The organism is Aldersonia sp. NBC_00410, from assembly GCF_026342035.1.
GTDB lineage: Bacteria > Actinomycetota > Actinomycetes > Mycobacteriales > Mycobacteriaceae > Aldersonia.
In genome coordinates this window covers 170,929-192,271 of sequence record NZ_JAPENM010000002.1, presented here as the reverse complement: position 1 = coordinate 192,271, position 21,343 = coordinate 170,929, and the positions used below count along the sequence as shown (strand labels likewise).

The window sequence follows — 21,343 nt, the reverse complement described above, 5'->3', positions numbered from 1 at the left end:
GCGGCATTCTAGTGAGCACCACCGGTTCAGAGTCCGTCGACAACGGAGCCGAATCTGGTCCCTCGTAACGAACAGTCGGTTCGAGGCGCCTGGCAGAGGACAGCGAACCGCGTCTCGCAGATTGCTGCCAAGCGTCATTGGAAAACGTGAACATCAGTGTGGTGGCGTCGTCGTGAGGTCAGAGGTCCGGGGACGGCACACTGCACCTCGGCGACGGCGGGTGCTCGGCCACAAACGATCCCATATAGCTATGCGCCTTGCGAGTCGACCATGTATTTTCGCTGATGATGGTCGTTCTCAATATTTGATCGGATGCTATGGCCAAAATCATCGCGTTTGACGAAGAGGCCCGTCGCGGCCTCGAGCGTGGCCTGAACAGCCTCGCCGACGCAGTAAAGGTGACGTTGGGCCCCAAGGGTCGCAACGTCGTGCTGGAGAAGAAGTGGGGCGCCCCCACGATCACCAATGACGGTGTGTCCATCGCCAAGGAGATCGAGCTCGAGGATCCCTACGAGAAGATCGGCGCCGAGCTCGTCAAGGAGGTCGCCAAGAAGACCGACGACGTCGCGGGCGACGGCACCACCACCGCCACCGTGCTCGCTCAGGCGCTCGTGCGTGAGAGCCTGCGCAACGTTGCGGCCGGCGCGAACCCGCTCGGCCTCAAGCGCGGCATCGAGAAGGCCGTCGAGGCCGTCACCGCGCGCCTGCTCGAGACCGCCAAGGAGGTCGAGACCAAGGAGCAGATCGCTGCCACCGCCGGTATCTCGGCCGGCGACCCGTCCATCGGCGAGCTCATCGCCGAGGCCATGGACAAGGTCGGCAAGGAAGGCGTCATCACGGTCGAGGAGTCCAACACCTTCGGCCTGCAGCTCGAGCTCACCGAGGGCATGCGCTTCGACAAGGGCTACATCTCGGGCTACTTCGCGACCGACGCCGAGCGCCAGGAAGCCGTGCTCGAGGATGCCTACATCCTGCTCGTGAGCTCGAAGATCTCGACCGTCGAGGACCTGCTGCCGCTGCTGGAGAAGGTTATCCAGTCCGGCAAGCCGCTGGCGATCATCGCCGACGTCGAGGGTGAGGCCCTGTCGACGCTGGTCGTCAACAAGATCCGTGGCACCTTCAAGTCCGTCGCCGTCAAGGCGCCGGGCTTCGGTGCCCGTCGCAAGGCGCAGCTCGCCGATATCGCCATCCTCACCGGTGGCGAGGTCGTCAGCGAAGAGGTTGGCCTCTCGCTGGAGACCGCAGGCCTCGAGCTGCTCGGTCAGGCGCGCAAGGTCGTCGTCACCAAGGACGAGACCACCATCGTCGAGGGCGCGGGCGATTCCGACGCCATCGCCGGGCGCGTCGCGCAGATCCGCAGCGAGATCGAGAACAGCGACTCCGACTACGACCGCGAGAAGCTGCAGGAGCGCCTGGCCAAGCTGGCCGGCGGTGTTGCGGTGATCAAGGCCGGAGCTGCCACCGAGGTGGAGCTCAAGGAGCGCAAGCACCGCATCGAGGATGCCGTGCGCAACGCCAAGGCTGCCGTCGAAGAGGGCATCGTCGCCGGTGGTGGCGTGGCCCTGCTGCAGTCTGCCGCTGCCGTGGACCAGGTTGACCTAGCTGGTGACGAGATCGTCGGCGCGAAGATCGTCCGGATAGCGTTGGAGGCTCCACTGCAGCAGATCGCTATCAACGCGGGAATAGAACCGCACGCTGTCGTCGAACAGGTCCGGAATGCTCCGCTGGGCGTTGGACTAAATGCGGCGACTAGCGTAGTGGAGGATCTGTTTGCGGCGGGGATTGTCGACCCGGTCAAGGTGACGCGTTCAGCGCTGGAGAACGCGGCGTCCATCGCGTTGCTGTTCCTCACTACCGAAGCGGTTGTTGCAGACAAACCGGAAGACCCGTCGACCGGGGTGTCGGCCCAAAATCCAAAATATGTCGAACACGTTAGAGTTGGATCCCAGTCCGACTTTGAAGCTCAGGTCAATCTTCGTGCTGGCCAACGGATTGCGGTTACCCTGGCCGAGGTGCCTTCGTCGGGCTACGTCTGGGAGTTGCGGAGTATGCCACGCCTGCTTCGGCTGACGGCTCACGGCGACATTGTACAAAGCGCTGCACCTACCCGAGGCGACGATGAGGATGAGGATGAGGATGACATGTTATTCGACATGGAAGTCGACCGAACGTACGCGTTTGCACTGGATACAACTTTGTTGTCAGCGTACGCGAATGAACCTGCGACGATCGTATTCGAGCTAAGACGACCGTGGGAAACGGATTTGCCACCTAAAGCGACAGTGCTGGTCGCTGTTCGACTAACGAATACCGCAGACAATATACACCCGTTGGCTGCTCCACTTGGGACAATCGAAGTTGGGCCGGTTGACTTCTGATGGATTGGGGTTCTCAGGAACGGGTTGTGATTGACCTGCGACCCGCCGCACTCGATTCATGGCCGGCCAGGGATCAAGCTGATCCCGAGATCCGCGCCAATTCTTGCGTCGCTTTCGCGACAACTGCGCTGCACGAACTCAAGCGATTTGTCAACTCGATTCAGGATCTGAGCGAGGCATCGTTGATTCTTGTGACCGCCAATAAGGGAGCGACGGGCATCAAGCTCAGGCACGCTATTCTCGCGCTTGAAAATAGTGGTCAACTCAGCAGGGTGGAATATCGTCAACTTGTCCAGTCAGGGAGTGCCTCAGTCCTATTGACATCGACCGATCTAAGTTGGAAGCGCGCCCGAATGGCTCGTATCGAGGCTTCCCCGCAAAATATTTTGAGGCAGCTGCAGCAAGGGAATCCGGTGCTACTCGGTCTCGAGCTAATGTCCTCGCTATTCTTCGCTGACCAACGCGGAATTGTTCACCTTGAAGACGGGGATCTACCTCGCGGTGGTTATCACGCGGTCGGTGTGATTGGGCAGGCGGTCGTCGGAGGAGGGGACTACTTTCTGATTCGTAACTCGTGGGGCATCGGATGGGCTCGTGGAGGATACGCCTTGCTATCGACCGCATACGTGCAGAAGTATGGAAAGTTGGCTGTGGTAGTCGATGAGTTGCTGTAAGCCGCTCGAGGAAGGGTAGTCATGACAGCATTTGGGATGGGTTACAGCGCGCTAAAAGAAGTGGAGGTTGGTGCCGAGTCCCAGCTAGCTCCGCCGGAGCAATCGCCCTCAACAGGAGGAGCCGAATGGCGAGATAGACTGCTCACGTTTATACCAGGCGACATTGTCGGTGGGTACACGCTGATAGCTGCTATGATCCCCGACGAGATAGAAGTCGCCTGGGCAGTCGCGATAATTTTCACGCTTCTCTCCCCATTCGTTGTCTTCTGGGGACTAAGCGTGAAAGCTGATGAGGTCGACACGCGCATTCCGCGTAGCGACATTCCCTGGTTTCGGATTTTCGCCGCCCCCATTTCATTTGCGGCCTGGGTGTTCGCGCTTCCTGGGAGCCCAGCTGACTCATTTGGCGACCAAAACGGCTGGATGAAGCCGGCAGTTCTGGTCTTGGTTGCCATAGTAATTTCAGGGCTAGCTAAAAAGTATGATCGTGCGCCTGTCCTCGCCTAATGAAGCTACCCGTAATTCGCCATTGCGAATCCCGCGCGCCGTTCCGCAAGGTACGCCCTTGACCGCGCGCAACCGGAACCGAGCGTTGCCACTATGCCGATTACGCCAATCGCCATTGGAGGAGGCATGTGACCTGTCAACTACGTCGCTCAGGTCAAGTACGCCGGTCCACCCGCACCGCCGATTCACTAAGAAACTGGGCACGCGGCCAGCTCAAGCTCGCCGGCCTTGTCCCGCGAGAAAGTCAGATCGAGTAGTTTTGGATCGGTGGAACTTCGGCTGTCCGACTCCGACCTTGAGGTGACCGCACTACTACACATCCCCGCGAGCTTGTCGTTGCGTTCGAACGCCTCGATCGACTGCTGGCCGAAGTGGTTCAGAATCACCTGGTTCTCGACCTCCGGAGCGGGCTGGCGAAAATTGTGCAGGCACTTCATCAACTCAGCGGACAGCACGACGCTGATCGTGTTCGGACACAGATCGACTTACTCGACGCCGCCATCGAGGCAGTGCAGCCAGCCCAGTCATGACCAACGACTCCGCCGGGCGGGCGGGCCTACGCCGACAATCTCACATCCGTCTGGTCTGCCGGCCTGACAGGTGGTGTGACTGAGGTGATACCGCCAGCGCGCCCGCCGGCTTTGACCAATTAGTCGATGGCGCCACGGAGTTCGATCCCGTTGCGTCTCACGGCACTGGGAATCACAACCCGGTGATGGTTGGCTGGTGGTTCAAGTCACGCGCGGCCATCAGCGGTAATGGCTAGGGTCCTGTGCGAGGGTGGGGCGGCTTCCAGTTCCGATACGTGCGTCCGGCGACCTGGACGCCGCGCTCAGTGAGCACGGCGCAGATCGACTCGACCGGGTGCCCTGCGGCACGCATGTCATCGATGAATTGACAGATCAGCGGTGGCGAGGGTCGAGTTCTCTCGCGAAGAAGATCGAGGCCGCCTTCAGGATCTCGTTGGCCTCCTTCAGGTTTCGATTCTCGCGTTCGAGTTCCCTGATCCGCTGCTGCTCCGCGGTCGTGGCGCCGGGTACCTGCTCGGCGTCGATTAGGGCCTGCCGCGTCCACGCTCGCAGCGACTCCACTCCGATGCCGAGCTTGGGGCCGATGGCTTTGCACGCCGCGTACGGGGACGGGTACTCGTCGAGGTGATCGAGCGCCATTCGCACCGCACAGTCACGCTGATCGGCCGGGTATCGGTTGGGCATGAACTGCATCCTCCTCAAGGAAGGAAACGGCATCAAACCCGGCGCGGTTCACTCCTCGACCTCGCAAAAGCTCAGCGGGAACCGGTGATAGAGCCACACGCAGTGGGCGGGGATCTCTCGGGTAGCGGTGCCCCTTGTACGACGACGTTGCGGCGATCACGACCACCGAACCTGGCAGCGACCAGCCAACCCACCACCTTGACAGTGCCGCGGTAACGTATTCGCTGAGAAATAATGGACGCCTTGCCCAGTCTCTCCCAGGTGTAAATTACTTCGCCCCAGAATGCATCCGCCGTATCCGATTTTACATCTTCGAATCCGGAATCCAGATTGTCGAATTGCGTTCCCAAATTCTTATAGGTTCTGAGGTCGGTATGTACATTCACATACCCGACACGAAATATACTGTTCAGTACGGGGTCGGTATTGTCCGGAACAACGCCCCCATTGGAGTAGAACACCTGATCTTGAACCACCGCCGACGGAACTCTGAAGTGATATGGTACGGGATCGTTTTCAGCCACGATATGTAGCACGTGGACGCTGGACGGATATTCAGAGGACGGCCGTGTTATCGGCGCTCCAAACGTAACAACGTTTGTGACGTTTAGCGTACTGTCCCGAAGTCGCAATATTCTGCGCATCTATGCCGCCTTGACTGTAGCCGACGAGGATAATCGGTACCCTGGATTAGCTTCGACGGCTTCATCTAGCACCGCTAACAGCTTCTCATCGGGATCGGCCCATAGCGCCGCACCGAGGTTTTCACTCCACGGCTGATTTGGGCCTATAAAGTCCGATGTCATTCCGCCGATATAGACGATTAGACGATCTTCATCGTCAGTACCGCGGACTTTCTCAATATAGATGCCGTGCTCGTTTTTGGTCACCTTGCGAAGTCGGTCGTAGAGTGCGGCGGTGGAGACGGCCGTCGCGCCGTCTTGGCCGTCGATGGCGGTTCCGGCCCCTCCCTGATATCTGATGAACCGTCGCACGACCGCCCGGTCCGCCGTGACCTGGTCGAAAGCGCGCTTCAATATCATCAACGGAAGGTACGTCACTCGGTGCGCCGTCGCCGCCGATGCCGCCAGTTGCGTCACCCGACGAGGCGGTCGCATCACCGCCCCAACCACCCGAACCACCCTGGTAACCGCCTCTTGCGCCGTCGCCGCCGTTGCCGCCCTTTGCGTCGCCGTACGAGGCGGTCGCGTCACCGCCGTCGCCGCCCCAACCACCGAAGTCGTTGCCTATGGCGCCAGCGCCGCCGTTGCCGCCCTTTGCGTCGCCGTACGAGGCGATCGCGTCACCGCCGTCGCCGCCATCACCGCCTTTGCCGAAGCTATCGCCGCCGCTGTTGCTCCGTTGCCCCCGTCGCCGCCGTAGGCGGGCCCTTGTGCGCTGTCGGCATTCCCACCGTTCCCGCCGTGTCCACCCGCATTGGTGCCAAACGCGCCGTCGGCGCCGGCTGCGCCGTAAGCGGTTCCGCTTCCCTGGGTTGAGGCATCACCGCCCTCGCCGCCGGACCCGCCGACGATGCCGGCGGACCCAGCGGGGCCGCCTTTAGCGGCCGCACTTAAAGCGGTGTTATAGACTGGCCACGATGGGCTTCCGTTTTCGTCCATGCCCCGATAGCTGAAATTGTTTGCGGAACGCTAGCACGGCGGAGGGGGCGTGGCGGGCGGTAAACTGCGCCGGCCGACACGATCGACGGAAACCTGCTGTGGGGCTGCGCATAACGCAGCCGCACGGTGGGCAAATCTGGAGCTCCGAGTGTAACGAATTCCGTAGCCAAACGATTGCTACGGTCGATTCTGCTCAACGCGCCGACGTGGGCGGGTGCGACCAGACCCCCAACGCTGTCCCGGCGAGACCGAGGTGCCCCGGGTTGCACGGAGCCGATCGCCTCGACGACTGGTCACGACGTCCGAGGCGATGCGCACGCCGGAACCGAGCCACACGCACTGCGTGACAGCTGGGGCGGGTCGAGGGGGAGCGAGGTGTTGCAGGACGTGCGTCATGTGGGTGGTCTCCTGGTCGTGGGTGGACCTCGAGAATCGAGCGATCAACTCGGGGAGCCGATCGGTGGTCGACGGCGCGCTCACGGAGCGCTGTTCACAGTGACGTCCGTCCGGTCGGGTAGCCGAATATCGCAAAACGATAGGCGGACAAGCGTTCAGGGCGCTGTCCCACAAACAACGGACCGCCCCTGCGGCGGGCATCCAGGTTTAGCCGGATGCAGCGTCGGGGGCTGCTGGTCGCATACATGGTGTGCTCGAGGTGACCTGGTAGACGAGGCCGACCTGGAGCACAATGCGACGGTCGAGTGACGATCTGGCCTAGGAACCGCAATCATCGCTGTTGGGAGACCTTCCTTCGCCGCCGACGCGCGATCACGCCACTACCGTGAAATCTGCCCTTAAAGCAGGCGGCCGCGCATCAACGAACGCCGCTCGCCACGCGGAACAGCCGAGATTGGCTGCATACACTCGCAGTGTGGGGGTCAGGGGTTCGAGTTGCCTGGCTCGCCCAGTCCGGGTTCACCCGGCTACGGCGAGTTTCGACTCGGTGCGACCCCCTTTCGGCCAGGGAGGATATCGGTGTTGGTGCGCATCGGTGTTGTCCGTGACGGCGATGCGGTGCGGCACCGAACAAGGGGGAGGTGCTCGATGATCTCGACCAACAAGAGGTGTGCCCGGTTCGGGCGCGGCACGCGGTGTCACGGCATCCGGTGTCACCCGATCACGGTGTTGGTCGAGTGTCCATGTGGCCGGTATCTGGCCAACGGGTCGGATGGACTGGTCCAGTTGGTCCAGTTGGGGGAGTGAGTCCGGTCTGACCTGGTAATTCCGAAATCACTTGGGGTGGTGTCCATTTCACACGCGGAAGGTCGCTGGTTCGATCCCAGCCGGGACCACCACAAAACCGCAGGTCAGGGCGTTGTAACCAAGATCATTTCCAGAGTCGTCTAACAATAACGGTCAATATTTGGCCATATCCGGACAGATCCTCCTGGCGAGTCTTCCTCGATCGCGGTCGTCGTTTGCATCGATGGCTGGAACGGCCGGCTGGACGGGGGTGTGGGTTGGGTATCGTCGTTGGTCATCGTGTATCGAACCTGGGACGTTCTAGTCCGGATGAAATAGATTGCTGTTCAGTAGGATTCGCAGGTTCGGACTGTACCGGCGGTGTGTAGGGAGTGATCCGATCGCCCGTGTCGACTGGGGCGTGAACCGCGGGGCGGGATTCCCGATGGGCGTGGTATCTCTCGGCGCGGTGCGTCGGTGGGGGTGTGACCTTCCGCTCGCGAGATGCACCGTCGGGCTCGACCACGACAGTCGGCACAGGCCGATCAGCGTGATCGCCGGCTCTACGCGGGATTGAGGAACGGTTTGCCGACAGCCAGTGCCCCACGCTGGACGTCACGCTCCAACGCGAAGGCATCCTTGCCGTTTCCCACTGTGACGTAGCGGTATTCGAAGCGATCATGGATGTAGTTTCGCGTGAGCGCGTCGAGCGACAACTCACCGTCACCGATCTGGGCCTGCTGCTGATCGGAGAGGTGCGGCACCACGAACCGGTCGCAGACGTACACGCAGAATTGGTCGCCGCTTCGCCGGCCCTGGGCGTGTGAATTCAACCGCGTCCATAGACCCTTGGCCTTGGTGGGTTGGTCGGGTGCTTGGGTGTCTTCGGTTGTCATCGCTCGGCCCGACATTCCGACGTAGATCAGGCGGCTGTCATCCCAGATGGTGTAGACACCGGCGGCGACTTTCGGCACCGATTGGTTGGGCCAGTCCGAAAAGCGGTGACTAGGGCCAGTTTCCAGCGCCGCGAGCAGGTGCTGGTCTGTCATCAGAACGCCGGGTGCAGTTCCTCGGGCGCGACCCACGGCGCCCGTGCACCACGGACCGACACGTCATCGAGGGCACGTTTGAGTGTTGCTGACCGTTCTGAGGGTGAGTCACCGGTCTGGGCCATCAGGGTTGGCCGCAGCGGGTGGTAGCTGCTGATCAGGTATTCGTTGCGGATGTTGAGTCGCTCGACGTAGCGCTGGTGTGGTGGGCGGTCGGACTTTTCGTGCCAGCTGTTGCAGCGCGCGCATGCCAGGACCAGATTCCACACACCATCGACAGGCGCGCCGCCGACCAGGGGTCCTGCTGACCAGGGGAAGAGATGATCGACCTGGCAGGTGGTCGCCGCCCCGCTGGCGATCTCGATAGCAGTAAAGCAGTAGAAGCAGTGGCCCTTCTGGTAGCCGTTGAGTGCGGGCCGCGCTCCGGTGATGGTGGTGCGCCGCCGCGGCACCAGCAGGGTGGCGGTTTCGGGTTCGAATTCCACGGTCAACAGGTGGCGGGGGAGGTTGAGTTCCCATGCTGTTTCCACCAGCCGCCAGCGGGCCTCGGCCTCGTCGCGCAGGTTGGGGCCGTGTCCGTCATCGAGCAATTCGCGCAGGTGATCGGTGATGCGTACGCCTTTGTTGGTCTTGCGCTCATCGATGAAGAACCGTTGCGGAACTTCTGACTGGTCGACGATGTGGAAGGCGTCGATCACGTTCTGGAAGCCCAGCCTCGCGGTCTTGGCGCGCAGGCCTTCGGTGTCGAGTTCGCCGCTGTTGAATGCTCGGCACGCGTCGAGGAACTGACTTTTTTGGAAGGTGCCCTGCTTGTCGTGTGTGCGGAGATGTTCGGCGACGCGCGTAGCGAAGGGCAACGCGAGCACATCGAGGGTGACCAGCTCCGCGTCGGCGCCGACCTCGAGCAGAGCCCCTGCCAGGGCGAACTTGTACGAGGCGACGTTCTGACCGAACAGCACGATGGCTCGCCAGTACGCATCCAGCGACGGAACCTCGTAGGCGAACCGAGCGACGGCATCTGCACGGTCCATCAACTACTCCTCACCCCATTTGCGCTGATTCAACAGCATGACCCCGACACGGGGCCCGGGTTCAGGGAGCTCGCCAACGTGTCCTCGTCACCCCATCGGCGTGCAAAGGATGCCACCGGGGCGTGCTGCTACTTCCGGTCATGTAGAAGACTGTGATGGTGGTGGGTGCGGCACTGACTGCGCTCACGTTCGTTCCGGCCGTGGCCTCGGCCGATCCCCGCGCCGGGCTGCCGACCGGGCTGGGACCCGGGTGGTCGACGGTGACATGATGAAAGTTCTCGAACGCCGTGCGCGGTGAAGTGACCGTGCGGATCCTCGGGGTCGATGCCCCGGAGACGAAGAAGCCCGGCTACACCGTCGGCTGCTGGGGACCCGAGGCTGCCCGGTTCGCCACTGACACGCTGCTCAACCAGCCCGTGCAACTGGTCACCGACCCGACCCAGGATCGGGTAGACAGGTATGGGCGCACGCTCGCGTATGTGGTGAAGGTCGATGGGTGGAACTTCTCGGTCGAGGCCGCCCGCGCCGGAGTCGTGCACAGCTACGTGTACAACGATCGCCCGGTCGTGAAGGCGACCGAGATCGCGGCCGCCGAAACACACGCCCGCGACGCCGGGACCGGTCTGTGGGGCGCCCCGTGCAACGGCAACACCGACTCGGTGTCCGAGATCGCGGTCGCCCCGCCGGCTCCCGCGCCGGCACCGCCGGGAGGGGACGTGTACTACAAGAACTGCCGCGCGGCCTGGGCCGCTGGCGCGGCGCCGCTGCGCACCGGCGACGCGGGGTACCGTTCCCCCCTCGACGCGGACGGCGACGGCATCGCATGCGAGGTACGCCCCAACTGATATGCAGGGCAGATCTGTCAAGTGGGCGCCGTCGGAATGGTCTGCTGCGCCAGATCGATGCGGCGCTGTGAATGGTGCGACGCAAGCGTGATCCCGATTGTCGATGAAGCCCGGCGCGTCGGCACAACGCTGCCCGTGGGATTGAGCCCATTCCCGCGCTGTCAACGTCGGTCACGAAGTAGGGTCAGACGAGTGCAGGCGAGGCAACTGCTGTGACGACCGATCCTCGGCAGCGGCGAAAAGCCGCTCTCGATCGCAGGATCAAGGCGTGCCGCAAGTGCGACCGCCCCGACCGCCTGAATGAGCCCGGCGTCACCGAATCAGCGCCGGGTTTCGGGTCGATCGACTCACCCGTCGGGATTGTCGGTGAGGCCCTGTGCCAGGCGTGCATGGAGAAGCAGGAGCCCTTCTTTGGCGGCAGTGGGCGCGTCCTCGATCGCTGCTACGAGCGAGCTGGACGCGACAAGACGGACCTGTTCATCACCAACTCGATCCACTGTCACCCGCCCGACGATCGAGACCCGTACCCACATGAGACCGACAACTGCGCGGGCTTCCTGCGGATAGAGCTGCGTGAGATCGTCCAGCCGCGCCTGGTGATCGGGGTCGGCAAGTTCGCCAGGGCCGCGTTGCTGTCGCTTTATCCCTATCCCGAGGCACGAGAGCTGAATTGGCCCTTCCGTGTTCCCCGGTCTCGGATGTCTGATCCGTCGGAGCTGACATATCTCTTGTTCCCTCCGCACCCCTACTGGATCATGACCCGGCCCCCACCGGAGCGAGAGAAGTACGTGCGGAGACTGGCCCGCGCGATCGAGTGGGGCTTCGACGCCGTGCGGTAGGATGCATACCCAACTTGCCCTAGGGTTATACGTCGATGTCGGGGGACTGTTGCCCTGCAACAGTTTTGTGACACGTCGACCGGCCGGCGGTGCGCGCCGATCCAGAAGCGTCACTCATCGGCACCTGTGCACCCAATGTGGCTACCGGCGCATGCGCGAAGCCTTGGCAGGGGTGTCGCAACAAGTGCCGGATCCATCCGATCTACCCAACATCGGTTATTAAACCCCACTCGCACCGCGCCTGAATGGATTCCTTCAGGGAACCGCGTGGGTTGTCCCGCGAAGCCATGACGATCTGCGTGCGTGCTCGAGCCCGTCGCAGCATGACCCGCTCGACCGCCGCGTTGATCGCTTCGTCGGACATGTCGATGTGGTCGAGCAGCAAGATGTCGGCATCGCTGGATAGCTCGGTACCGTCCAGGCCGGCTAGGTCGACGTAGTCCACTGTCACGTCGCTGTTCTCGTGCTGCGCGTGGTGCCCGAGCGCATGGAGCAGGTGCGTCTTGCCGGCGCCCGGCTCACCCCACAGGAACAACGGGTTGTATGCCCGGCCGGGACTCTCCGCCACGGCAGCGGCCGCAGCGTGACCGAATCGGTTGTTCGCGCTGATGGTGAACGTGCGAAACGTCAGGGCCGGATCGAGCGCGCCGGAACTGGGCATGTGACCTCCACAGGCTTGAGCGGGGCAGCGGCGAAAGCCAGTGTGCCGGTGCGGAATGGAGCGGGCAAGGGCCGGGGACGTAGGCTGTGGACAACCTCGCTATTCGAACGGGCGTTCGAGTACAATGGGGCGATGTCCCGCCTGCGCCGAACCTGTCGTGGCTGGGAGGAACAAGCGCCGACGCATTGCCCCGCGGGCCATCGGCTCGGGCCACGCCAAGCGCTGGTCGGGTCGCAATGGTGCGCTTGCGGATCTCTTCACCGAACGCACTGGTGCCGGCGTTGCGGCCGGACGACCTACACGCCGCCGCTCGGGAAGCGGTGCAAGGTGCAGGATCTCGATGGGCGGTAGCTGGTTCACCATCACAGCAGATGTCGGGGCACCCACCGAACTGTTTGGTGGGGTCAGGGGGTTGGTGCGAACTCTGCGACCCAAAGGCACCACGGCAACGGTACCTAGTCTCCAACACTCGCGGTGGGGTCACGGTCCGCAGCACCAGCGGAAGTTCATCGGGGATGAGAGGTTCGACTGGGCGAGGGAGTTGGCCTCCGACGCCCGCGTGGTCATCGAAAACGTCAAGGACGACTACAACCATCGACACCGGCGTTCGGCGCTGGATACCTGACACCGGCCGAGCATCGTTGCCCGATGCACCCACACAAATCATCCTGTCGGCTGCGAGATCGCCTGAACGGCGAGCCAGTCACCACCTGGCTCCAGAATCACCTGGACCGACTATCGGGGACGTTCCAGCCGGTCGAAACAAATCCATGATGGGGCGGGGCGACATGATGGCTAGACGTCTGGGAATTTTGGCGCGTAGGTGACAACGATCCTGAGTCGGTGGCAAAGGTCGCGCCACCGCTGGTCTCGTGGCTTGCGTTCGAGAATCAGGACCGGCGTGACCTTCTGGGGTAGCAGCTGTTGTTGATAGTCCAACAGCTGGCCGATCCCGAGCCGTATTTGCTGGTCTTGGTCGGTGGCGGACAGACTCTTGACTTCCCCAACGAAGACTCTGGATCCGTTCGCCCACCCGACGTCGAACCGGGGTGCAGTGTTGAGCGGGGCGTGTACCCGTATGTCATGGCCGTGCAAGTGACGCTCCAGCGCTCTTAGGGTTTTCTCGTGAGCTTCGGTCGCGGCGTCGAGCTTTGACAGATCGACCGTGAGCGCATTGCCCTCGCGGGTCGTCGGCTTCCGGATCTTCAGTGGGCCACCGAGTATTCCTTGGCCCTCGGGGCGTTCTACGACGACGGTGCGACGGGCCTTGGTGAGGCGGAGGCAGTGCGCTGGTTGTCTTCGCAGCAGACTGGCGAACCCGGCTTCGTCGACGACGTGCACGTGGTCTCCGTCGCGGCGTCGATCGTCCGCCTTGATCAGTTTGCGGCTGTACTCCCGGTCGGGGTCGGACACCACATTTACGGGGAGTCCGCCCCAAATCAGCAGCGTTGTCGACGACGAAATGTCGGTGGCGGCGCGGTGGGCACCTTTTGTCTTGGCGCGCCGCATACATTCGGTCTGATTGACGTGTTCGTTGCCGATACGCACCCTACCGGTGATGGTCGCGTCTTCTCCCTTCAAGGACGTCACCCATCCATTGCAGTTGCCCATAAGGCTCGTATTCCCGCCTCTTGTCGATATTTTGAAGGTTCTTCCGTCCACGGTGCCATAGTTAGCCTTGCGCTTAGATTCCAACGCACGACACGGGCCATAAGGCCAACCGGAGTTCGAGCGATCTGCACCGAGCGAGTTTTGCATTTTTTCTGGTGCGGGTTCGGGTTCGGGGACGGGGCAACCCAGGGCATGCGGTTCGTAGCTTCGAGCACCTTGACGGGCCGCTCCCTGCGGTCGAGATCGTTCGGCGACCGCTCTCGCCTCGCCTGACTCGGCAACAGCCGCCGGCACCACAGAACCCGCATTCCGCCCATCGGCAGGATGCGGGTTCACCTTTTTCGCCACCGAACCAGACCGCCACGCTCACGCCGCACAAACTGTTCAACTGTTCAATGGCCGTAATAGCGGCTGCTGCAACGCCGTTCAGGTGTAACGACCACGAGAACCCGCGGCGATATTTACCAGCCGCAACAGTTACGGAACTGCACGACAGCCGTAACTGTTACGCCTGAACGGTTCCGTCCGGCGGAGGGCGGGACGAGAGGGAGCGGTGGGGAACGAGCATGCGGTCGATTTGGCGTCACCGCGCGGGGTTGTTCGTAAGATCCAGGTCATGCCATTGCACAGTGGCGACACCTTCGCTGGCTTCACGGTTGTGCGCCTGCTGGGGTCCGGCGGTATGGGCGAGGTGTACCTGGCCCGGCACCCCAGGCTGCCGCGACTGGAGGCGCTGAAGGTCCTTCACACCGACGTATCCGCGGATCCCGACTATCGCGCACGTTTCGAGCGGGAAGCGGACATCGCCGCCACCTTGTTTCACCCGCACATCGTCGGGGTGCACGATCGTGGCGATTCCAGTGGACAGCTGTGGATTTCGATGGACTATGTCCAGGGCACCGATGTCGACCACCTGATCAGGGACCGCTATCCGACCGGCATGCCGGCCGATGAGGCAGCCAAGATCATCACCGCCATCGCGAGTGCGTTGGACTACGCGCACCAACGCGGACTCGTTCACCGCGACGTCAAGCCGGCCAACATTTTGCTTGGCGATGCAACCGGGGATGACCAGCGCGTCTTGTTGAGCGATTTCGGGATCGCCCGCGACGCCACCGAGGTCAGCGGGCTGACCACCACCAACACGACGGTCGGGACGGTAGCCTACGCGGCGCCGGAGCAACTGATGGGGGAGCAGCTCGACGGCCGCGCCGACCAGTACGCCCTCGCAGCCACGGCCTTCCATCTGCTCACCGGGACAACGTTGTTCCCGAACTCCAACCCGGCAGTCGTCATCAGCCGCCACCTCAGCACACCGCCACCCAGCCTGGCGGAGACTCGTCCCGACCTCGCCGCCCTGGACCCGGTCCTTGCCACGGCGCTGGCGAAGAATCCCGACGACCGGTTTCCCCTTTGCACGGACTTCGCACGCGCCCTGGCCGATCAGACCGGAGTAGCCCATAAGACAACGACGCCCATGGCCGTCACTACACCCGCACCGGCTACCCGAACTCTCGCTGCTGCTGACCTATCCGACACCCCGCATGCGCGGACGACGGAAGGCGTTGGCTCGCGGAGATGGTGGCTGGTTGCGGCAGCCATCATTGGTGTCGCTGCGCTGGCCGCTGTAGGTGTTGCGGTGTGGCGGCCGTGGCAGCAGAGCAGTTCGACCAGCGCTCAGATCACGAGCGTCGTACCACCGCCGGTCATCGCCACGACAGAACCTCCAGCTACCACGCCGATCGCGCCACCGCCGGTGACAACTACCGGGCTACCACAGGGGAACGGCTACGCCCTTACAGGCTGCTATACCTCTCGAAATCCCCCGACAGACCGTCCGACCACTGTCCGCCTGGTGTCTTGCATAAGCGGTGGGATGGAGTTGCGGAACATTGCATGGGATTCGTGGGGACCATACGGCGCTGATGGAATGGGTACGGTAAATAAGCTGGTTTGTGAGCCGACCTGCGCCAACGGCTACTACGTGGGCGTCCCGGTGGTAGTACATGCCTGGAACGCCACGCCACCCCCGTACAACTCCACTTGCCCCAGTGACATCGAGTTCTATGCCGACATGATCTTGGCTTTCCCGAATAGCGAGCCGCCACCGGAAGCAAGCATGGGGGCCGCCCTGTCTAGGTATAGCGGGATGCCTGCGATCCAGTTCACCACCTATAACAACTCAGCTCCGCCGATCCGGGTTATGCCTCCGCCGTCGTGTTGATCAGTGTGTGATGAGTACGTTTCGTCCGAATCGGGCCCCGCCATTGCGGTCTGTCACGCAACGAATTTGAATCCATTTCCGACGAACAACCGCCGTATTCGGCTGGGCGCTATGACTTCCGCTATCAACATTGACGGCACATCACGATCAACCGCCGGTCGCCGACGTGAAGTGGGCCGCGATGCGCCGATTGATTCGACCCGACGACGATCCTTCCCCGCACCGCGCTGACGCAGCTTCAGCGCAGAAAACCGTCCAATCTCAGCCGAGCCGAACGATTGAGCAACGAAGGCGGGGCAGTCCCACGCATCGGCAGCCCTCCGTTGCGCGTTACCGAACATTTAGGGCCGCCGATGTCCCCCGCCTTCACTTCGAGTTGTGCCCGTCGCGGCGCAAAGGGTCGGGCTTGCTCTGCATCTAGCACATGCATAATACTTCATGTATTGTTTGGGCATGTCGGATACCAACGCGCAGTCGTTCGCGCAACTACGTGAGAGGGCGGGGCTGTCACAAGCGCAGGTTGCTCGAGTGCTTGGCGTCTCTCAGGAGGCTGTCGCGAAGCTCGAGCGGGGAAGCAATCCCCGCGTCGCAACGGTATTCGCATATTCGGTGGCGCTTGGTGGATCAGCCGAGGTCACCGTCACCCTGCATGGGAAGGACTACACCCTGTTGTTTTCCGCGCCAGCAACTGCCGATACCGCCGAAGTCACCGCATGGAGCGTTCGAGGTTGGAACGACCGCGCCCACGAGAGTGCGTGCCTTGGACGGGGCATCATCGCGATCAGCAACGGGGACGAATTCGACGAAAGCATGGCGGCAGGAAGGTCCGATGCCGAGTTGCGTGCGGTGATCGCCGAACGGTATCCCGACCGGACCGCGCGCGCGATCAGTGTCTTCGTGGGCTATTCGCGCGCCTTCGGCGAAAGAGTCACAGTTGGGGATGTGATTGCGATGCCTCTCTCGGGGCATCGAGACTCCGGTGGCAATCACGCCGTCACGGTCAACGGGGAACTAAGGTGGATCAGCGGGTACAACGTCGCGATTGGCGTCGTCACTGGTGAGTATGCATTTGTGCCGGAGGAACCCGACCCCTTCCTTCGGCACCGGCGAAGCGTCGACTGGTTGGCGGTTTTCCCCGTCGATAACCTGGAGCGCGACGTCCGCTTAGCTGTAAACGCGCCGGGCACAATTAAGAAGATTAACGCGGACGACGCGGCACAACGAGTTCTTCGGATCGCACGATGAATGCGATCGTGCTTACCGCCGACGTGCAGATCGCGCGCGCGATTTGTGCTCCAACTCATTTCGACAAGATCGCCCGTCCTTGCCCGTCTCGTGGGTTCATCAACGCTTCGTCGGACTGGGTGGTCCACCGGAGTTCGTTTACCAGCCTGCGAAGAACGCGCGCGCAAGGGGACTCGCTTGTGGCGAGCGGCATTTCGTCGTCGTAGTGGCCGACGGTTCGAACCATGTGGGCCGGCACGGCGAGGTCGAATTCCGAGTCGAGTGCCCGTGCATGCTCGATGAGAGATCGCCCTCTTCGTCGGTCGGCCGCCGCCGCCGAGCACAGGCTGCGGCGGCGATGGAACCGCGACAGCGCTCGCCGACGGTGCCCTCGCGGGGCTGCGGATTGCGGTGGTCACCGGCTGGCAAAAGCCTGCCGAGCGCGCGGAAACGATGCACGCCTTCACCAGCGGGGAACTCGATGTGCTCGTCGCGGCCACGGTGATCGAGGTCGGTGTCTCCGTACCGAACGCGACGACGATCACGATCCTCGACGCCGGCAACTTCGGGCTCGCGCAGCTCCACCAGCTCCGCGGCCGCGTCGGGCGTGGCCTACATCCAGGGTGCTGTGTGCTCACCGGTGATGTGTCCGACATCGGGCGCGCCCGGATGGACGCGATGTGCAACCACAGATGGCTTCAAGCTCGCCAACGTCGACCTCGAGCTCCGCGGGCCCGGCGCGCTGGCCGGCACTGCCCAGGCCGGGCACCGCGCGGGACTGCTCGTGGCGGACCCACTCGCCGACGCCGACCTGATGCACGCGGCCCGCGTGGACGCGCAGCAGAGGCTGGCCGCTGACCCGCAGCTGGCGCGCCGACCGACGCTGCGCACCGAAGTGGAACGCGCACTGGGCGACAACGCCCACTACCTCAGCCGCAGTTGACGCACGCCGACGGCAAGCCGTCCGAAGGCACGGCGCACGAACGGCGGGATGGTTGGCTTGCCGCGCCGGTCGGCGACGTCCACTGGATGCCGCGGAATTGCAAACTGTCTTGAACGTGGTCGATTTCGAGACGCAGGCATTGGCGTCACCGATGTGCTGACAGTCGACCAAGGCCGTGTCCGCACGGAACGGGTGGGCCTTGCGGATGGGTTGGCGTTGATGGCGGTGGTGTGGGATCGCGTACACGGGACGTCAGCCAGGCCGGGACCCTGGCGGTGCCGGGCGTGGCAGGTCAGCCACAGTTACGGCCCTGCTAATCCTGCTGCATCCCGGTACTAGCACTTCTCCGTGCGTTTATGTGAAGCCTCACAGGCGGTGTGCGGCATGCAGCGAATTGACAGGATTCCTGATGATTCGAACGACGCCCTCGTGTTAGTGTTCCGCAAACAGCGTCTGGTGTCGGGGATGACCGAGGGCGGAGACCTTTCATGGCAGGTCGAAAACGGCGGAATTCTCGGAGCGGTCGCCATCGTAAGGCTTCGACCAAGACGGCCGACACCTGTGTGCAAATATTGCGGGTGGGTGTCGTGACCGCGGGTCTTGGCGCGGCGGTTGTGGCAGGTCAGGGCGTCGCTGCCGCGGGACCGGTTGGCGGGTCGGGCTCGGGTCACGCGTCGGGCACGTCCGCCTCGTCGAATACCTCGTCGTCGTCGGATTCCTCGACAAAATCGGGAGCGTCGTCGACAAGATCAGGCGCGTCGAAGTCGTCCAGCACCGACAAATCGTCGACAGCCACGTCGAAGTCGGACTCCGCCGACAACTCGTCCACTGCCACGTCGAAGTCGGACTCCGCCGGGTCCGGCAACACCGACTCCGCCGGGTCCGGCAACACCGACTCCGCCGGGTCCGGCAACACCGACTCCGCCGGGTCCGGCAACACCGACTCCGCCGGGTCCGGCACCACCGACTCCGCCGGGTCCGCCGGGTCCGGCACCACCGACTCCGCCGGGTCCGGCAACACCGACTCCGCCGGGTCCGGCAACACCGACTCCGCCGGGTCCGGCAACACCGACTCCGCCGGGTCCGGCAACACCGACTCCGCCGGGTCCGGCAACACCGACTCCGCCGGGTCGGGCACGAGCACGACGGACTCCACCGCTGACCTGAGCGAGGCGACCACTCGATTCGACACCGCAACAACGCAATCCGTCGGACACCCCTCAACGACACGGTCGGACGGAAAAGCTGCGATCACGTCTGCGTGGACCCCGGAGCACGGGGCCTCATCGACGAACAATGACGACTCCCTTGCCGCCGCGAAGGCGCGAAGTCTCAGCGGCAGCTCGTCCAAGCCGTCGGATGGGGCGGGTTCAACCCAAGCATCAGAGATCTCGACGCTTGACAGCGCGGCACCACCCGCGATCACCACATCGGCCGAAGCAGCGACAGCGGTGTCGGCAGCAGTCGACCCCGTCTCGCAGAATGCCGTCACCACCTTGGTGGCCGGTCTGCTGACCGGTGCGGGGTTCGGCCCGACGCAACCTACCGGTCCTACAGCGCCGAGCGTCGTCTCCGAACTGCTTGTGGCGGGCTACCGCCAACCGAACACGTCAAGTTCTCCGACAGCGTCGCAAACGGCTGAGATTCAGTCGAGCGAACCCTCGTTGTCCAGCGAGTTCGCCATGTCTGCCAACGCGATTGCGACGGACTCTTCCAGCTTGACCGAATTGCCTGATGGTGGCCAGCAAGTCGAGCCGGCTCTCGTAGCCGTATCGGCGAATAATGCCCTTGCGGTACAACCGCCCGGATTTCAGATCCGCGACGAGGCGGTTATCTACACCAACCTGACCGACCACGAGGTCAGGGTCATATATCAATTCGACGATCTGCCCGAACAAGAGACGACCGCGCAACCCGGGGAAACGATCACGCTTTCCAGCTGCGCTTCGGCATCGACAGTTTGCAACTACGGTGCCGTTTCGCGTGATGCGCAGGGGCGAGAGACCGTTGATGCCATCACCACCATCCGCAAAGACGGTGAAATCGCACCCGGCCCGAACTCGCAATACACACAAGTCTCTGGCACCGGATACTACAGTTCGGGATTCGCCGAAGACGGTGCCGATGTCGTCTATACCAACAACACCGGCGAGACCGTCACAGTCCTCTACTACACGACTGGCATCGAGGACCGACAGGTCACCACTGCCCAGCCCGGGCGATCGGTCCGCCTTCCGGGATGCAGTGAATCGACCGGTGAGTGCATCTATGAAGCTGGGTCCGGGGATCCCGAAGACCCCGATTGGCAACCGATCTCGACGACGAGGATCAACAACTCCGGAACCGAATTCTACGAAGTCGGCGGATACGGACCCACACTCGCTAGGGACGAGAATGGAGTGGCCTACACCAACACGACCGACCGAAATACGATGGTGGCCTTCGAGGATGCAAACGGGAACCGCGTCTATGTCACTGTGCCGCCCGGACAGTCGGTCGTCCTTCCACCGTGCGATGGAGTGGGCAACACATGCCGTTACATCGCGATTGTGCCCAACATCGATGGCGAAACCGCTGACTCACTGATACTCGTGGCCGTCGAAACAGATGAACCCGACGTGCCAGAGCAGCCGGGCGTACCGCCGTCTGCACCCCACGCCCAGGCACCGAAAACGACCAGGATTCCCCAGCTGGTCCGTCCAGCACCGTACAATTCCATGCAAAGCAGCCGTGGCAGCACTGGAGCGAACCAGCTCGTTTCGGCCTCGACGTTGGGCGACGACGGATGGCGTGTCTCCCCAGCGCAGATCAATTTTTGCAACCAGATGGGGGGAAGCGCCGGTTATGCGTGCGCCGGATACGAACTCGGGAATGCAATCGGTCGCGGAGACGTAGGTGCGATCCTGTCGGCGAACATGGGGTTGCTCGGCGACACGCTCAAGGCCAAGTACCCGGGCGGGGTCGGCTACGGCGTCGGCGTTGCCCTCAACGTCTGGTCGTACACCGTCGGAGAGGCAACGCACACAGACTTTTCGAGCAAGACAATGGGGGAGACTATCGCCTACGGCGCCGCCAACCCGCAGGTGGTCGTGCAAGAGTCAATAAAAGCAGTCGGAGTCGTCGCGACCAACATCTGGAGCGCTTTCGTCCCTTGGTGAACCGTGCCGGGTTTGATGCCAATGTCGTAACTTTGGCGTCTTTGCAGGTCAATGGCTTGTATCCGGGAAAGCTGTTGCAGCGGTGTGGGTTTGGCTGATGAATTGTAGGTTGATCCAGCGAAGGCGATGTGGTGGACCGGGCGGTTTTCGGTGCTCAGAATTGCTTCTAGAGAATGGTTGT

At 62.8% G+C, this 21,343-nt stretch carries 18 protein-coding genes and 1 pseudogene; 10 read left to right on the top strand and 9 right to left on the bottom strand.

Going from position 1 to position 21,343, the window contains the following annotated elements; genetic code table 11:
• The first annotated feature begins 317 nt into the window (after positions 1 to 317).
• From groL to OG921_RS04565, 3 genes are read left to right on the top strand one after another with little or no spacing between them, the layout of a single operon-like run.
• Positions 318 to 2,378 carry a chaperonin GroEL gene (gene groL / locus OG921_RS04575; protein ID WP_266111196.1) on the top strand — a complete coding sequence of 687 codons (2,061 nt, stop codon included), beginning with the start codon at positions 318 to 320 and terminating at the stop codon, positions 2,376 to 2,378.
• A 26-nt stretch (positions 2,379 to 2,404) separates the two neighbouring features.
• Positions 2,405 to 3,052: a C1 family peptidase gene (locus OG921_RS04570; protein WP_266111195.1), complete on the top strand. Its 648-nt coding sequence runs from the start codon at positions 2,405 to 2,407 to the stop codon at positions 3,050 to 3,052.
• Positions 3,053 to 3,073: 21 nt separating this feature from the next.
• Complete coding sequence (locus tag OG921_RS04565; RefSeq protein WP_266111194.1) at positions 3,074 to 3,559, top strand: hypothetical protein; 486 nt, start codon at positions 3,074 to 3,076, stop codon at positions 3,557 to 3,559.
• Positions 3,560 to 3,747: 188 nt separating this feature from the next.
• On the opposite strand, the gene OG921_RS04560 is transcribed toward OG921_RS04565, so the two are convergent.
• The 6 genes from OG921_RS04560 to OG921_RS04535 all read right to left on the bottom strand — a co-directional run bounded on the left by OG921_RS04560 (position 3,748) and on the right by OG921_RS04535 (position 9,585).
• Positions 3,748 to 4,014 carry a hypothetical protein gene (locus OG921_RS04560; protein WP_266111193.1) on the bottom strand — a complete coding sequence of 89 codons (267 nt, stop codon included), beginning with the start codon at positions 4,012 to 4,014 and terminating at the stop codon, positions 3,748 to 3,750.
• Positions 4,015 to 4,461: 447 nt separating this feature from the next.
• Positions 4,462 to 4,773, bottom strand: coding sequence for a hypothetical protein (locus OG921_RS04555; RefSeq protein WP_266111192.1), 312 nt, complete (start codon positions 4,771 to 4,773; stop codon positions 4,462 to 4,464).
• Between the two features lie 71 nt (positions 4,774 to 4,844).
• Positions 4,845 to 5,297 carry a hypothetical protein gene (locus tag OG921_RS04550; RefSeq protein WP_266111191.1) on the bottom strand — a complete coding sequence of 151 codons (453 nt, stop codon included), beginning with the start codon at positions 5,295 to 5,297 and terminating at the stop codon, positions 4,845 to 4,847.
• A gap of 120 nt (positions 5,298 to 5,417) precedes the next feature.
• The gene (locus tag OG921_RS04545) at positions 5,418 to 5,816 is read right to left on the bottom strand and encodes a hypothetical protein (protein WP_266111190.1); all 399 of its coding nucleotides are present in this window, start codon (positions 5,814 to 5,816) and stop codon (positions 5,418 to 5,420) included.
• Between the two features lie 2,324 nt (positions 5,817 to 8,140).
• On the bottom strand, positions 8,141 to 8,626 hold the full coding sequence (locus OG921_RS04540; protein WP_266111189.1) for a hypothetical protein: 486 nt from the start codon (positions 8,624 to 8,626) through the stop codon (positions 8,141 to 8,143).
• Positions 8,626 to 9,585, bottom strand: coding sequence for an HNH endonuclease domain-containing protein (locus tag OG921_RS04535; protein WP_266111188.1), 960 nt, complete (start codon positions 9,583 to 9,585; stop codon positions 8,626 to 8,628). The genes OG921_RS04540 and OG921_RS04535 overlap by 1 nt, the downstream gene beginning before the upstream one ends.
• A 371-nt stretch (positions 9,586 to 9,956) precedes the next feature.
• On the opposite strand from OG921_RS04535, the gene OG921_RS26595 reads away from it, so the two are divergent.
• Positions 9,957 to 10,502, top strand: coding sequence for a thermonuclease family protein (locus OG921_RS26595; protein WP_323182683.1), 546 nt, complete (start codon positions 9,957 to 9,959; stop codon positions 10,500 to 10,502).
• Between the two features lie 212 nt (positions 10,503 to 10,714).
• Complete coding sequence (locus OG921_RS04520; protein WP_266111187.1) at positions 10,715 to 11,341, top strand: uracil-DNA glycosylase family protein; 627 nt, start codon at positions 10,715 to 10,717, stop codon at positions 11,339 to 11,341.
• A 202-nt stretch (positions 11,342 to 11,543) separates the two neighbouring features.
• Here OG921_RS04520 and OG921_RS04515 read toward each other — a convergent pair whose 3' ends face one another.
• Together OG921_RS04515 and OG921_RS04510 are read right to left on the bottom strand one after the other, a co-directional pair.
• Positions 11,544 to 12,002 (bottom strand): DnaA/Hda family protein, encoded by a 459-nt coding sequence (locus tag OG921_RS04515; protein ID WP_266111186.1) that lies wholly within the window; start codon positions 12,000 to 12,002, stop codon positions 11,544 to 11,546.
• 795 nt (positions 12,003 to 12,797) lie between these two features.
• The gene (locus tag OG921_RS04510) at positions 12,798 to 13,592 is read right to left on the bottom strand and encodes a hypothetical protein (RefSeq protein ID WP_266111185.1); all 795 of its coding nucleotides are present in this window, start codon (positions 13,590 to 13,592) and stop codon (positions 12,798 to 12,800) included.
• Between the two features lie 637 nt (positions 13,593 to 14,229).
• On the opposite strand from OG921_RS04510, the gene OG921_RS04505 reads away from it, so the two are divergent.
• From OG921_RS04505 to OG921_RS04495, 4 genes and pseudogenes are all read left to right on the top strand, one after another.
• Entirely contained in the window at positions 14,230 to 15,837 is a 1,608-nt protein-coding gene (locus OG921_RS04505; RefSeq protein ID WP_266111184.1) for a serine/threonine-protein kinase, read from the top strand.
• A 453-nt stretch (positions 15,838 to 16,290) separates the two neighbouring features.
• Positions 16,291 to 17,082: a helix-turn-helix domain-containing protein gene (locus tag OG921_RS04500; protein WP_266111183.1), complete on the top strand. Its 792-nt coding sequence runs from the start codon at positions 16,291 to 16,293 to the stop codon at positions 17,080 to 17,082.
• 285 nt (positions 17,083 to 17,367) lie between these two features.
• Positions 17,368 to 17,658 (top strand): annotated as a pseudogene (locus OG921_RS26665) (helicase-related protein); the annotation flags it as partial.
• A 46-nt stretch (positions 17,659 to 17,704) separates the two neighbouring features.
• On the top strand, positions 17,705 to 18,004 hold the full coding sequence (locus tag OG921_RS04495; RefSeq protein ID WP_266111182.1) for a hypothetical protein: 300 nt from the start codon (positions 17,705 to 17,707) through the stop codon (positions 18,002 to 18,004).
• 667 nt (positions 18,005 to 18,671) lie between these two features.
• Here OG921_RS04495 and OG921_RS04490 read toward each other — a convergent pair.
• On the bottom strand, positions 18,672 to 19,148 hold the full coding sequence (locus tag OG921_RS04490; protein ID WP_266111181.1) for a hypothetical protein: 477 nt from the start codon (positions 19,146 to 19,148) through the stop codon (positions 18,672 to 18,674).
• Between the two features lie 307 nt (positions 19,149 to 19,455).
• Between OG921_RS04490 and OG921_RS04485 the strand changes: the two genes are divergently transcribed.
• Positions 19,456 to 21,162 (top strand): hypothetical protein, encoded by a 1,707-nt coding sequence (locus OG921_RS04485; RefSeq protein WP_266111180.1) that lies wholly within the window; start codon positions 19,456 to 19,458, stop codon positions 21,160 to 21,162.
• Positions 21,163 to 21,343: the final 181 nt, after the last annotated feature.